A 14,010-nucleotide genomic window follows, 5' to 3' on the forward strand; every position below is an offset into this window, starting at 1 on the left:
TCAACTTGCCGACTGAACGAGTGCCACAGCCGGGGAGGACGCCTTCAACGCCATCCGACGCGGCGTTACATTCCGGAAATGCAGCTTGTCGAAGTGGAAGTGATGCGCCTCGGACTCGACCGGTCCAACAACTCCTATGTCGTGATACTCAAGGAGAAGGGCGGCGAGCGGCTGCTCCCGATCTGGATTGGCCAGCCGGAAGCCGAATCCATCGTCATCGAGATGAGCAAGCTTCACCGCGACAGGCCGCTCACTCACGATCTCTGCAAGACGCTGATCACCGGACTTGGCGGGACACTTCGCAGAATCCAGATCACGAAGGTCGAGAATCGCACGTACTACGCCGAGCTCCAGATTCATCGCGAAGACAAGATCATCAACATCGACGCGCGCCCGTCCGACAGCATCGCCATTGCGCTTCGCTTCACCGCTCCGATGTACGCGCAGGACTCCCTGCTGACGGCGTTCGTGTTTGACGGATCGTCCGAAGAAGGCGAATCCTACACGACGCCGGGCGCCACCGCCGCGCGTCCCGGCGACGAGATGACGGCCGACGAGCTCAAGAGCTATCTGGAGAATCTGCGTCCCGAAGACTTTGGGAAGTTCAACATCTAGTCTCATCCTCCTGCTCGTTGCGCGCGTCGCGATGGCGCAGGATCCGGTGCTTCCCTCCGACACCGACGAGGTGCCGACGGGACCGCAGCGCGTCGTCGGCCAGGTTGTCAAGCCGGGCACGAGCAGTATGCTCCCGGTGCCGAACGTGTGGGTGACGCTTCACCGGGTCGGCTCCGACCGCTCCGCTCCGCTCGACTCGATGCGCGCCGACGGCCGCGGACGGTATCACTTCGACTTTACCAGAACTGGCGACCGCCGCGCGATCTACTTCGTGTCGGCATCGTACGGGGGGGTCGCCTACTTCACTCCGACGCTCGCGCATCCGACAGTCAGCGGAGAAGAAGCGGAGATAGCCGTGTTCGATACGACGTCGGCGATGGTGCCGATCAGTGTTCGCGGTCATCATGTCGTCGTGTCCGCGGTGGACGCCAGCGGGCAACGGAACGTGACCGAAGTGTTCGAGCTCGCAAACGACAGCTCGGTCACGAGGGTCGTATCATCAGGCGCTGACGGCGCGACATGGTCGGCCGTTCTGCCGCCTCAGGCGTCTGGCTTCCATGTCTCGCACGGGGATGTTCCCGCCGCGGCCGTGAAATTCGAGGGTGGGCGCGCTCGCGTCTTCGCGCCGATCGCGCCGGGCCTCAGGCAGCTTGCCTTCAGCTACTCGATTGCGGCGAGCGCGTTTCCGCTTCGCATTCCGGTGACGCGCGAGACGCAGATACTCGAGGTGCTCGTCGAGGAGGAGAAGGGCACCGTCTCCGGCGCGAAGCTCAAGGAACGCGCGCCCGTCGCACTCGAGCAACGGAGCTTTCGCCGGTTCCTCGCCGATGACGTCCCCGCAAACTCCGTCTCGGTGATCGATCTTCCCGCCGCAGCGCGGAACACGGCCATCGGTCCCAGGTACATGATTGCCCTCACCATCATTATCGGGGGCGCGATGACATTCGCGCTTGCCCGCGCACTCCGGCGGCGGTAAGCTTCGGTACAATTGATTCGCGAACGGGAGCCACGGAAGCCGGTGAAATGCCGGCGCGGCCCCGCCACTGTATCGGGCATCACAACGCGCGCTCGTAGCACCACTGGCAAGACACAGCCGGGAAGGTGAGCGCCGCGGCCCGGAGCCAGGAGACGACTTTCGTTCGCGCCACGTTTTCAGAACCTCGGGGGAGGTGCTGGTGGCGTTCGAGGCGTCCCCGGCGGACGCGTTGACGTTGCGGGCATTCTCCCAGGAGAATGCCTTTTTTGCGCGCATACGCTTTCCTCGCCCTACCGCTTCTCGCGATCGCCGCGTGCCAGCGCGCTGACGTTCCTGCGCAAGCCAATACCGACGACTTCGGCGATCCGATAATCAGAAAGGCGGCTCCGCGGCGCGTCGTCTCTCTGAACCCGGCGACGACGGATCTCGTCTTTGCGCTTGGCGCCGGCGGTCGCCTCGTCGGCCGCACTCACTGGGATCTGTATCCCGAAGAGGCCAGGGCCGTCCCTGACCTCGGCTCCGGCCTCCGGCCAAACGTCGAAGCAGTGCTCGGCGCGCGGCCCGATCTCGTCATCCTCTATGCGAGCAATGACAACCGCGCTGCCGCGACCGAGCTTCGCGCCTCCGGCGTCAACACTGTCTCGCTCAAGATAGATCACATCGCCGATTTCGATCGTGCGGTGCGGCTGATCGCCATCCTGCTTGGCGACAGCGCCCGTGGCCCCGCGGTGGCCGATTCCGTCATGCGGACACTCCGCCGGGTCGGCGAGGCGACGGCTTCGCTTCCAAAGCCCACCGTGTTCTGGCACATCTGGGACGCACCGCTGATCACGATCGCGAGCGGCAGCTACATGAACGAGCTGATAGACATCGCCGGTGGCCGCAACATCTATCGTGAGTTACCTGACGCGTCACCGGCCGTGTCCATCGAGGACGTACTCAAGCACGACCCGCAGTACATCATCACTGGCCCTGAAGGGGCGGCGAAGATTGCGCGTGATCCGCGCTGGTCGCAGTCATCGGCAGTGAAGCGGCGGCGCATTCTCGTCGTGGACACGGCGATCGTCGGCCGCCCATCGGTGCGCCTGGGCGAGGCCGCGCTGTCGCTCGCCCAGCTGCTTCATCCGGGCGCAGTCCGCCGATGACCCATCGCACATGGCACTGGGTCGCCATGTCAGGCGTGCTCGTCGCGCTGTGCGTGGTCGCGGTCGGCACTGGCGCGATTCACATCCCCGCGGATCAGATCGTGGATGCAATCCGCGGCTCGGGTGAGCCGGCCGTCATCTCCATCGTGCGCAATCTGCGGCTCCCGCGGATTCTGCTCGGCGCTCTGGTTGGCGCGGGACTCGGGATGAGTGGTGGTGCATTGCAGGGGACCCTCCGAAACTCACTCGCCGAGCCGTATCTGCTTGGCGTCTCGGGGGGAGCGGCGGTCGGTGCCGTGATTGCGCTTGCGATGCATGCCTCCGGTGACGGACTGATCGGTATCGCGGCTTTCGCGGGAGCGTCGGGTGCCGTGCTGCTCGCGCTACTCGTCGCGCGTGCGGCGGGAAGCGCGGGGCGTGGAGATCCGCGCACGCTTCTCATGGCCGGCGTCGTCATCGGTGCGTTCGCCAACGCGGTCATCATGATCGCTCTCGCCAACGCGCCGCCGAACACTATTCGCGGCGCTCTCTGGTGGATGATGGGATCCGTCTCCGACGCTTCGTGGAGCGGAGTCTCGTGGCTTGCATGCTACGTCGCCATCGGTGGCAGCGCGCTCGTCTACTGGGCGCGCGAGATTGACGTGCTCTCGCTCGGCGACGAGGCTGCGGCGGCGCTCGGCGTAAATGTAGAGGTCGCTGCGCGTCGCATGTACCTCCTGGGAGCGCTCCTGGCAGCCGCGACCGTCGCGGCGGCAGGACTGATCGGATTCGTCGGGCTGATCGTCCCGCATATCGTGCGAGCATCGGGCATTCGGCGCCACCGGCCGCTTCTCGTCGCGGCAGGAATCATCGGCGCGACACTTGTTGTAGCTGCCGACCTTGTCGCGCGAACCGTACGGCCTCCGGGCGAGTTGCCGCTCGGCGCGGTCACAGCTATCCTCGGCGTGCCGTTCTTCCTCGCTCAGCTGCGGAAGGCGCGATGATCCGGTTCAAAGGTGTCTCCGTCCGGTACTCCGGCGCCGCGACGCGGGCGCTCGACGGCGTCAGTCTCGATGCCCGCGAAGGCAAAGTGACCGCCGTCGCCGGGCCGAACGGGAGCGGCAAGTCCACTCTCGTGCGCGCGCTTCTGCGCCGGCAACCGCTCGAGGGCGGATCCATCAGCATTGATGGAGCCGATCTCACGGCCCTTTCCACGCGCGAGGTCGCGCTTCGCGTCGCTGTGGCGCCGCAGCGTGAAGAGCCCGCGTTCCCGACGCGCGTGTCGGAATACGTGGCGCTCGGACGCTATCCGAGGCTCGGCCTGTGGAGAAGCGCGGCGACTCCCGACGATTCGGCCGTCGCTGCGGCAATGCAGAGAGCAGGCGTCACCGAGCTCGCCGCGCGCAACACCGACACGCTGTCTGGCGGAGAGTGGCAGCGCGCGCGCATCGCGCGTGCCCTGGCCCAGGAGGCCCGCGCCCTGGTGCTCGACGAGCCGACGACGTTCCTCGATCTCGCTCACGAGATGGCTCTCTTCGAGCTGCTGCGCTCACTCGCCGCCGATGGCATGGCAGTTCTTCTCGTGAGTCATCAGCTCAACCTCGTCGCCCGCTTCGCGGACTCCATCGTGCTTCTTCATCACGGTCGAGTCGTCGCCTCCGGCGCGCCGGAGGAAGTCATGCAGGCAAAACTCCTCGAGCAGGTCTACGAGTGGCCGCTGGTGATCACTCGCGACCCCGCAGTCGGCGCACTATCGCTGGTACCTCTTCGCAAGCGTCAGTCATTTCAATGAACTGGCATCCTCTTCAACCAACCATTCCAGCAACCGCAATGTCATCAGCCACCACCAGAGCTTTCGCCTTCGTCCTGTCTGCCGCTCTTTCAACCGCCACATCGGGTGCGCGCCCGCTGAACGCGCAGGCGCCCGACACCGCCATGCTCACGGCCGTAATCATCTCGGCGACAAAAACGCCGGCGTTACGCTCATCGCTCACTCAGGCTGTGACGGTGATTTCTGGCGATGAGCTTCGGGTGCGCGGAATTTCGCGAGTCTCCGACGCGCTGCGAGGCGTGCCCGGCGCGGCCATCGTGCAGAACGGATCCACTGGTTCGGTGACCACGCTGTTTCTGCGGGGCGGAGAAAGCCGTTACACGAAAGTGCTGATAGATGGCGTGGCAGTGAACGCTCCGGGCGGATTCTTCGATTTCAGCCATCTCACGACGGACAACATCGAGCGGATCGAGATCGTGCGCGGGCCAGCCAGTGTCCTCTACGGCGCCGACGCCGTCTCCGGCATCGTACAGATATTCACTCGCCAGGGACGCGGGCCGATGACCTTTGTCGCCGACGGCCGGGCCGGGACATACGGCACGCGTGAAGGCTCGCTCGACGCCAACGGCGCGTCCGGGCGCGCCCGGTATTCGATCGGTGGCGGAGTGCACTCGACTGACGGAGTGCTTTCCTTCAACAATCAGTATTACAACGGAACCCTCAGCGGCTCGGCGGGCTTCACGCTGGCGACCGGCTCGGATGCGCTTCTCTCCGCGCGCTACACCACCGCCGAATTCCACTATCCGACTGACTTCACCGGAGCTCCGGTGGATTCCAACGCCTATCGCGTACAGCATCGCTTCACAGTGGGCCTCGACGCCTCGACGCAGCTCGCCGAGACTGTGACGGGAAGGCTGCGGGTTGGCTCGAACGAAGTCTCCGATCTCACCGAGGACATTGCAGTGCCGTTCGGAGCGACCGCTCGGCGCCACTCCGCGCTGCTCTCTCGCAACAAGCGGCGCGCGGCGGAAGCAGGTCTGGTAATTCGCCTCCCCGGCACGAGCACGTTGAACGCTGGCGGGGAATACGTTGACGAGCGCGAGACGAGCACGAACGGCGAAGGGGCCGTCGGCGCGCCCACCACGCCGACATCGAGATTCTCGGCGCACCGCGACAACAAAGCGGTGTATTCCGAGCTAATTGCATTGACCGCGTCGGGAGCCTCGTACACGGTCGCGGCCCGGCGCGACGACAATTCCGACTACGACCCGTTCACCACCTATCGAGTCGGCGCCAGCCTGCCTATCGGCGCGTCGTCGAGGTTGCGCGGTTCGCTCAGCACGGCTTTCAATGCGCCTGCGTTCAACCAGCTCCGCCCGACGCTGTACACCACGGGCAGCCCGAACCTCGATCCCGAGCACACGCGGTCGTGGGACATCGGGGTCGAGCAGAGTCTCATCGATGGAGTGCTGCGATTGTCGGCGGGCTACTTCAACCAGCGCTTCAGCGATCTGATCCAGTACGTCTCCGGCGGCCCGCCGAGCTATCTTGGCAGCTACGCGAACCTGACTGAGGCGGAGTCGAACGGGTACGAAGTAGAATTGAACCTCACGCCAGTCGGCCAATGGTCGGCGGTGGCGGGCTTCACGCAGGCGACTCCGCGGGTGACGAAGGTCTCCAGCGCATACACCGGCGGTCAGAAGGAAGGCCAGGCGCTCATCCGGCGGCCGACGCATTCCGGCAACGCCGCCGTCACATGGTCACGCAGCCGCTCCGGGTCGTTTTCGGCCATCGCGAGCTATGTCGGAAAACGTCCGGACGTGGACTTCGCCGAATTCCCGTCACCGGTGATCACACTGCCCGCCTACGTAAAGCTGGATCTCTCGGCGAGCGTCGAGGTGCTTCACGGCGCTTCCGGCAAGTCTGCGCTCTCATTGACGGCGCGCGTGGAGAACGCGCTCGACAGGAAGTACGAAGACGTACTGCGTTTCCCCGCGCCGCGCAGGACGCTCCTCCTCGGCGCGCGCTATTCGGGAGGATTGTAGATTGCGCGGATGGGCACGCTCGTCACCGAAGCGATAGTACTGCACGCCTTCGATTATCTCGAGACGTCCCGCATCATTCGTCTCATGACGCGGGACGCCGGGATCCAGTCGGTGCTCGCGCGGGGCGCGCGCAACTCGCGTAAGAGGTTCGGGAGTGCTGTGGATCTTTTTGCGCAGGGTACGGCGGAGATAGACGTGCGTCCCAATCGAGAGCTGCAGGCGCTGGCTTCTCTCGACGTGACGCGCGCGCGCGCCGGACTGGCCATGGATGTCGGCCGCTTCACCGCTGGCTCGATGATCGCCGAGCTGGCGATGAGGTCGACGAGTGACGAGCCGGCGCCCGGTCTCTTCGACGTGATCGAGCTTGCCCTCGACAAGCTAGCCGTCGCCGAGCCTGACGACACGGTGAACGCGGCGCTCTCCGGCGCCTGGAACATCATCTCCACCATCGGATTCAACCCGGCGCTCGATGTCTGCGCCAATTGCCACGCGTCGCTGGACCCTGCGGCCAGCGTCGCTTTCTCGCACTCCGCGGGCGGTGCGCTTTGCGCGCGATGCGGCGCGATCGCCACCGGCAGTCGCGTAATCCCACCAGCCGCGCGCAATGCGATTCGCGAATGGAGCAGCGGCGGACGCGCTCCTGACCTGAGCGCTGCTGAGGCACGAGCCCATCAGCGCCTGCTCCGCGAGTTCTTCCAGGAGCATCTCGGCGGCGACCGTGAGCTGCGCGCGTACCGCGTGTGGGAGCAGGGAGCGTGGAGCGCCGCGTGATACTTGGCACTGCCGGACACATTGACCATGGCAAGACCGCACTCGTTCGCGCTCTTACGGGAATAGATACGGATCGCCTGCCCGAGGAGAAGCGTCGGGGCATCACGATCGATCTCGGATTCGCACCGCTGACGCTGGACGGGGTCGGCACTATCGGCATCGTGGACGTCCCCGGGCACGAAGCGTTCGTCCGGACGATGCTTGCCGGCGCGAGTGGAATCGACGTGGCGCTTCTCGTGGTTGCGGCCGATGAAGGCATCATGCCGCAGACGCGCGAGCATCTCGAGATACTGTCATTGCTCAAGATCCCACGGGGCGTAGTGGCGCTGACGAAATGCGATCTCGTGGAGCCAGACTGGATCGAGCTCGTCACAGAGGAAATCGGCGTTCTCGTCGAGGGCACGCCGCTCGCTGGTGCCGAGGTTGTGCCGGTATCCACAATATCAGGCGAAGGCATCGGCGAGCTGAAGAGCGCGATAGCGCGTGCCGCTCTCCAGTCCGGGCGACCACTGCGCGACGAAGATCTGTTCAGAATGCCGGTGGATCGCGCATTCACCGTTCGCGGCACAGGGACCGTTGTTACGGGCACCGTCTGGAGCGGCGAGGTACGACGGGACATGACGCTCATCATCCAACCCGCCGGGCGGAAGTCTCGTGTGCGAGCGATTCAATCGCACGGCACGGCGGTCGACGCGGCCAGCCCTGGCCATCGAGCCGCGATTGCGCTGATGGATTGCGATGTATCCGACGTCGGACGTGGGAGTGTGCTCGTCACCGAGCCGGCGTGGGCACCGACGCGCGAGATGGACGCCAGTCTCTCATTCATGGACGCCGGCTTCAGCCCTTCGCCCAGAACGCGCGTGCGCATCCACCTCGGAACGAGTGATACCGGTGCGCGGTTCGGCGGTCTGCGCGCGGCGGAATCGGGCGAGGTGCTCGCGCGTGTCATTCTGGACGACCCGGTACTCGCCCGCGGTGGCGACCGCTTCGTGATCCGGCTTCCTTCGCCGGCGCGCACGATCGGCGGTGGCCAGGTCCTCGACCCGTATCCGCTGCCGGGAAGGCAACGGCTCGCGTCCATGCGGCATTCGGAACCATCCGGCCGTTCGAAATACGACGGCGCCGGAAACGGTCTGGCGAAAATGCTCGAATTGTCCGGAGCCACCGGAATCGCGCTGGATGTCATTCCGATACGGACGGGACTCGCGCCATCGGCAGTGCATTCGATGCTCGCCGAGCTCGACGCTGAGGTGGCGGCCGCACGTGCGTGGTGCTCCGGCACCATCACTCAGATAGAGAGCGCCGTGGAAATGGCGATCGCTGTCGGCATGGCAAACCATCCGCTCGAGGCAGGTGTCTCATTGCAGACAATAAGGTCCTCCGTCACGGCACCGGCGGAGGTTATGGAGCTGGCCCTGAATCGTCTTGCAGAGAGGCGGCGAATCGAGCTTGTCGGCTCGCTCGCGCGTCCTTTTGGATGGGTGTCTCAGCTGGGCGAGCGCGAGCAGGCGCTGAGCGACGCGATCTTGCATGAGATTTGCATTCACCCTGCTGAGCCGCCGAGCGTCGGGGAGCTTTCCGCGAAATTTGGCGGATCGGCTCCGGCGATGCTTCGAAGGCTTGAACGGGAAGGACAGCTGGAGCGCGTTTCGGACGATCGCTTCTATTCGCGTGACGCCGTGGCGGGAATGATCGAAAAGATGAGAGCCACACTCGAAGCCGGGCGAATCTACGCGCCGGCGGAGCTTCGGGACGTTCTCGGGGTTTCAAGGAAGTATCTGATCCCATTTCTGGAGTTCTGTGACCGAAAGGGCATCACGGAACGACGGGACGAGGGCAGGGTTGTAAGGGGGGCGGTAAGCTGATGGCGGTGGGAATGGAACGGGTTCCGGACACGTCCCGACCGTGCTTGACGTTCTGTCAGTATGACCGTAGGTTGGCCGAAGCGAACATCCGTACAACCAGTATTCCAAGGGGCATTCTCTAACACTTTCTTTGTCAGCAGTGGAGCGAAAATGAAACACCTGTGGGTGGCACTAGTAGTGCTTGCCCTCAGCGCGTTCATGCCAGGCAAACTGTCGGCTCAGGGAGTAATACCCCAATCCGGCAAGGCGCATGGCGCCGGGTTGGAGCTCGGACAGAACTATCCGAACCCTTTCAATCCGGAGACGAGGATCCCGTTCAGCATCGGTGACGGTGCGGGATGTACGGATCCAAGCCGGTTGTACCGCGTCAGCTTGCGGATCTACAATGTGTTGGCGCAGCCAGTGGCTGTGCCGGTCCTGCAAGGCGGAACGGGGAATGTTGCTGGGGGGGAACCGATCGACCGCTTGTTGCTGACCTGTAACCAGTACACGGCGTACTGGGACGGTAAGGACGCCAGGACGCAGCAGGAAGTCGCGTCGGGAGTCTATCTCTATCGTCTCGAGGTCGATGGCAAGGCAGTCGTCAAGAAAATGCTCGTGTCGAAATAGCATTACGACGCAGGAATCGGCAGTTTGAACGCGCCCCGGGAACGGGGCGCGTTTCTTTTTGCGTGGCGGGTCGGCCACAGTGGCAGGCTTTCCGGGCACTCACATTGCACCACGTGACGGCATGATCAATCCCGACAGGCTTACCGTAAAGTCCGGCGAAGCCCTCAACGAGGCCGTCTCGCTCGCGCGCCGCGCGGGCAATCCAGTCATTTACGATCTGCATCTCCTTCTTGCGTTGCTCGCGCAGGATGAGGGCATCGTCGTACCGGTTCTTCAGAAACTTGGCGTGAGCGTGGCGTCGCTCCGCGAGCAGGCAGAGCGCGAGGCCGCGCGGTATCCAAAGCAGAGCGACGCGCAGCCGAATGTTTCGCGCGAGCTCAACCAGGTCTTCGACAGAGCGGAAAAGGAAGCGAAGGACCTCGGAGACGATTTCGTTTCTACCGAGCATCTCCTCCTCGCGCTCGCCGATGTCAAAGGCACCGACTCGAAGCGACTGCTCAATGACGCGGGCGCAGCGCACGACGATCTGCTGCAGGCGCTCGAGCAGGTGCGGGGAAGTCATCGCGTATCCGACCAGAATCCGGAGAATCAGTATCAGGCGCTGCAGCGTTACACGCGCGACCTCACCGACGCGGCGAGAAAGGGAAAGCTCGATCCCGTAATCGGACGCGATGAAGAAATCCGCCGCGTCATTCAGGTGTTGTCCCGGCGGACCAAGAACAATCCGGTTCTCATCGGCGAGCCCGGTGTCGGAAAGACGGCGATTGCCGAAGGACTTGCGCAGCGCATCACCAACGGAGACGTCCCCGAAAGCCTCCGCAACAAGCGGCTGCTGTCACTCGATCTCGGCTCCCTGATCGCGGGCGCGAAGTTTCGCGGTGAGTTCGAGGAACGGCTCAAGGCGGTTCTGAAGGAGATCACCGAAGGCGAAGGCCGCTTCGTGATCTTCATTGACGAGATGCACACAATTGTCGGTGCCGGCAAAGCCGAAGGCTCGATGGATGCCGGTAACATGCTCAAGCCAATGCTCGCGCGCGGAGAGCTGCGTGTGGTCGGCGCGACGACCCTCGACGAATACCGCAAGCATATCGAAAAAGACGCGGCCCTCGAGCGCCGATTCCAGCCGGTGTATGTCGGAGAGCCGAGCGTGGAGAACACCATCGCGATCCTCCGCGGTCTCAAGGAGCGATACGAGGTACACCACGGTGTCCGCATCACCGACGGCGCAGTCGTCGCCGCCGCGACTCTCTCGAACCGGTACATCGGCGGCCGATTCCTGCCGGACAAGGCGATAGACCTGATCGACGAGGCCGCATCGCGTCTCCGCATCGAGATTGACTCGATGCCGCAGGAGATTGACGAGGTCGAGCGCCGCATCACTCAGCTCGAGATCGAGCGCCAGGCGCTGCAGAAGGAGAAGGACAAGGCGTCCGTCGAGCGCCGCGAGGCGCTCGAGCGCGAGCTTGCCGAGCTGCGCGAGAAATCGAACGCGATGAAGTCCCAGTGGCAGAACGAGAAGGAGACGCTCGGCAGCGTCGGAAAGATCAAGCAGCAGATGGAGGAGGCGCGAATCCAGGCGGAGCAGGCGACCCGCGCCGGTGACCTCGGCAAGGCAGCCGAGATCACTTACGGAACCCTCCCTCAGCTCGAACAGCAGCTCCGCAACACTGAGAGCCAGCTGGCAAGCAAGCAGGGTTCGGGGCGCCAGTTCCTGAAGGAAGAGGTGACGGCGGACGACGTCGCCGACATCGTCGCGAAGTGGACGGGCATTCCCGTCTCGCGGATGATGGAGGGAGAGCGCGAGCGCCTCACGCGTCTCGAGTCACTGCTCGCCGAGCGTGTCGTTGGCCAGGGCGAGGCGGTGCGCGCCGTATCCAACGCCGTGCGTCGCTCGCGCGCCGGGCTGCAGGATCCAAATCGCCCGATCGGATCGTTCATCTTTCTCGGCCCCACGGGGGTAGGGAAGACGGAAACCGCGCGTGCTCTCGCCGAGTTCCTCTTCGACGACGAGCATGCGATGGTGCGCATCGACATGTCGGAGTACATGGAGAAGCACGCGGTGGCGCGTCTCATCGGCGCGCCTCCAGGGTATGTCGGCTACGAGGAAGGCGGGCAGCTCACCGAAGCTGTGCGACGGCGTCCGTACGCGGTGATTCTGTTCGACGAGATCGAGAAGGCGCACTCCGATGTCTTCAACATCCTTCTTCAGATTCTTGACGACGGACGTCTCACTGACTCGCAGGGCCGCACGGTGAATTTCAGGAACGCCGTGATAATCATGACGTCCAACATCGGAGGCGCTTTCATTCTCGAGCATGGAACCGATGACTGGGCGCTGGTCGAGACGCAGGTGACCGCCGCGCTGCGCCAGCACTTCCGCCCCGAATTTCTGAACCGGGTTGACGACATCATCGTCTTCCGCCCTCTTGGCGAGGCGGAGATCGAGCACATAATCGGGCTTCAGCTCAGGCGTCTGGAGAATCTGCTCGCCGAGAAGAAGCTCTCCATTCACCTGACACCGGCAGCGCGGCATCACCTCGCAACCGAAGGATACGATCAGGCCTTCGGCGCTCGGCCGCTGAAGCGGGCGATACAGCGGCTCATTCAGAATCCGCTCGCGCTCGCCGTGCTGGAGGGACGCTTCCTGGAAGGCGATCGGATCACGGTGGATGTTGGACCGGATGGTCAGCTGACGTTCACGAATATCCCGGGAGCCCCCGAAGGAGAGCCAAGCTCGGGCTCGGAGATCGAATCCGACGTGAAGGGCGCGACCGCCGGCGCCGCATCATGACGCTTGCCTGATTCGCGCGCCGTGGCGGACGGAGGCATCACGCGATTCGCGATAGACGAGCAGTTCATGCGCAACGCGATGGCGATTGCGCGCGACGCCACGCGCCAGAACGAGGTGCCTGTAGGCGCGCTGGTGGTGCAGGGCACGACGATCATTGCCGGCGCGAACAATCGCACGGTGCGCGACCAGGATGCCACCGCGCATGCTGAAATGCTGGCGATTCGCGAAGCGTGCGCTGTGCTCGACCGGTGGCGGCTTGACGACTGCACGCTTTATGTGACTATCGAGCCCTGCGCGATGTGCGCGGGGGCGATAGTTCTCGCGCGCATGGAGCGCGTGGTATTCGGCGCATGGGATCCGAAAGCCGGAATGGCGGGCTCGATCGCCGATCTCCTGCGGCATCCCCGATTGAACCACTCACCGCAGGTCCAGGGTGGTCTTCTGGAGGATGAGTGCGCGTTGATGTTGTCGGATTTTTTCGAATCACGCAGGGATTCCGCGCCGTAATGGCCGCCGTAATGGGCGGATTGATTCGACCCCTTCATCCGGATAACTTTCAAGGCTGTTGGACAGGTGGCCGAGTGGTTGAAGGCACCGGTCTCGAAAACCGGCGTACCTGCAAGGGTATCGAGAGTTCGTATCTCTCCCTGTCCGTAATATCCAAGCGATGGGCCTGAGCCAGCTCGGGCCCTTTTGGTTCTTGAAGCGTCAAATCGATGTTGGGACGGGTGGCCGAGTGGTTTAAGGCGCACGCCTGGAAAGTGTGTGTACGTTTATAGCGTACCGTGGGTTCGAATCCCACCCTGTCCGTAGTAACGAGAAGCCCCGCAACAGCTTACAACGCTGAGCGGGGCTTTCCTTTTCGTCCGGTTCTTCCGTCGGTTTGCCGATTGTGCCCTTTTTGTGCCCTAAAATGCCCTAGGAATGGCGAGCGGTATTGGGTTGGCCCGTCGTAGGATCAGGCCTAGATCGTGGCGCAGAAGCGATCCTGGTGCGACTGTTTGGTGCCAGCGATGTCAGTCCTTCAGGTGAAATTGGTTCCCCTCTCAATCGAGGCCAAGCATGAAGATCCACCGCATGTTGTTAGTCGGAGTGATCGCACTTGCGGCCTGCAGTAGTGAGAAAGTGACCGAGCCAAAACTGACGGTCGCAGGCAACTGGAGCGGGACATTTACGCCGGGTGCATCGAGCGTGAGTCTTTCGCTACTCCTCACGGAGAATGCGGGGCAGGTGACCGGCAATGGGACAATCAGCGGGGAAACAAGCACAGCGCTAACGGTAACCGGAACCTTCGTAGCTCCGAATGTTTCCCTTACGCTAAGCCCGCCCGGCTTCGAACCGATGAATTATGCCGCATTCGTTAAGGAGGCGTCGATGTCCGGCGCACTAAACGGGTCAGGCTTCTTTAATCAGGGCGTGACGCTCTCCAGGCACTAGCAACAC

General features: G+C 63.7%; 13 protein-coding genes, 2 tRNA genes and 1 riboswitch. Of the genes, 14 read left to right on the plus strand and 1 reads right to left on the minus strand.

Annotation, left to right across the window (positions count from 1 at the left end):
* Positions 1-78 precede the first annotated feature (78 nt).
* From Q7S20_01180 to Q7S20_01200, 5 genes are all read left to right on the plus strand, one after another.
* A complete protein-coding gene (locus Q7S20_01180; GenBank protein ID MDO8500439.1) occupies positions 79-615 on the plus strand; it encodes a bifunctional nuclease family protein in 537 nt (178 codons plus the stop codon).
* Positions 596-1,591, plus strand: coding sequence for a hypothetical protein (locus tag Q7S20_01185; protein ID MDO8500440.1), 996 nt, complete (start codon positions 596-598; stop codon positions 1,589-1,591). The genes Q7S20_01180 and Q7S20_01185 overlap by 20 nt, the downstream gene beginning before the upstream one ends.
* Before the next feature lie 34 nt (positions 1,592-1,625).
* Positions 1,626-1,745: riboswitch (cobalamin riboswitch) on the plus strand.
* Between the two features lie 112 nt (positions 1,746-1,857).
* Positions 1,858-2,736 (plus strand): helical backbone metal receptor, encoded by an 879-nt coding sequence (locus tag Q7S20_01190; GenBank protein MDO8500441.1) that lies wholly within the window; start codon positions 1,858-1,860, stop codon positions 2,734-2,736.
* Positions 2,733-3,719, plus strand: coding sequence for an iron ABC transporter permease (locus Q7S20_01195; protein ID MDO8500442.1), 987 nt, complete (start codon positions 2,733-2,735; stop codon positions 3,717-3,719). The genes Q7S20_01190 and Q7S20_01195 overlap by 4 nt, the downstream gene beginning before the upstream one ends.
* A complete protein-coding gene (locus Q7S20_01200) occupies positions 3,716-4,507 on the plus strand; it encodes an ABC transporter ATP-binding protein (protein ID MDO8500443.1) in 792 nt (263 codons plus the stop codon). The genes Q7S20_01195 and Q7S20_01200 overlap by 4 nt, the downstream gene beginning before the upstream one ends.
* A gap of 13 nt (positions 4,508-4,520) precedes the next feature.
* On the opposite strand, the gene Q7S20_01205 is transcribed toward Q7S20_01200, so the two are convergent.
* Positions 4,521-4,709, minus strand: coding sequence for a hypothetical protein (locus Q7S20_01205; protein ID MDO8500444.1), 189 nt, complete (start codon positions 4,707-4,709; stop codon positions 4,521-4,523).
* A 13-nt stretch (positions 4,710-4,722) separates the two neighbouring features.
* Between Q7S20_01205 and Q7S20_01210 the strand changes: the two genes are divergently transcribed.
* The 9 genes from Q7S20_01210 (at position 4,723) to Q7S20_01250 (ending at position 14,004) form a co-directional block, all read left to right on the plus strand.
* Entirely contained in the window at positions 4,723-6,531 is a 1,809-nt protein-coding gene (locus Q7S20_01210; protein ID MDO8500445.1) for a TonB-dependent receptor, read from the plus strand.
* Positions 6,532-6,540: 9 nt separating this feature from the next.
* Complete coding sequence (recO, locus tag Q7S20_01215; GenBank protein ID MDO8500446.1) at positions 6,541-7,302, plus strand: DNA repair protein RecO; 762 nt, start codon at positions 6,541-6,543, stop codon at positions 7,300-7,302.
* A complete protein-coding gene (gene selB / locus Q7S20_01220) occupies positions 7,287-9,167 on the plus strand; it encodes a selenocysteine-specific translation elongation factor (GenBank protein MDO8500447.1) in 1,881 nt (626 codons plus the stop codon). The genes recO and selB overlap by 16 nt, the downstream gene beginning before the upstream one ends.
* Before the next feature lie 150 nt (positions 9,168-9,317).
* Positions 9,318-9,776 carry a hypothetical protein gene (locus Q7S20_01225; GenBank protein MDO8500448.1) on the plus strand — a complete coding sequence of 153 codons (459 nt, stop codon included), beginning with the start codon at positions 9,318-9,320 and terminating at the stop codon, positions 9,774-9,776.
* 79 nt (positions 9,777-9,855) lie between these two features.
* Positions 9,856-12,567, plus strand: coding sequence for an ATP-dependent chaperone ClpB (clpB, locus tag Q7S20_01230; protein MDO8500449.1), 2,712 nt, complete (start codon positions 9,856-9,858; stop codon positions 12,565-12,567).
* Positions 12,568-12,570: 3 nt separating this feature from the next.
* The gene (gene tadA, locus Q7S20_01235; protein ID MDO8500450.1) at positions 12,571-13,074 is read left to right on the plus strand and encodes a tRNA adenosine(34) deaminase TadA; all 504 of its coding nucleotides are present in this window, start codon (positions 12,571-12,573) and stop codon (positions 13,072-13,074) included.
* 60 nt (positions 13,075-13,134) lie between these two features.
* Positions 13,135-13,221 (plus strand) — tRNA-Ser (locus tag Q7S20_01240).
* A 68-nt stretch (positions 13,222-13,289) separates the two neighbouring features.
* A tRNA-Ser gene (locus Q7S20_01245) sits at positions 13,290-13,377 on the plus strand.
* Between the two features lie 252 nt (positions 13,378-13,629).
* Positions 13,630-14,004, plus strand: a complete 375-nt coding sequence (locus Q7S20_01250; GenBank protein ID MDO8500451.1) for a hypothetical protein — start codon at positions 13,630-13,632, stop codon at positions 14,002-14,004.
* The last annotated feature ends 6 nt before the right edge of the window (positions 14,005-14,010 follow it).

It is taken from the genome of Gemmatimonadaceae bacterium, assembly GCA_030647905.1.
Classification (GTDB): Bacteria; Gemmatimonadota; Gemmatimonadetes; order Gemmatimonadales; family Gemmatimonadaceae; genus UBA4720.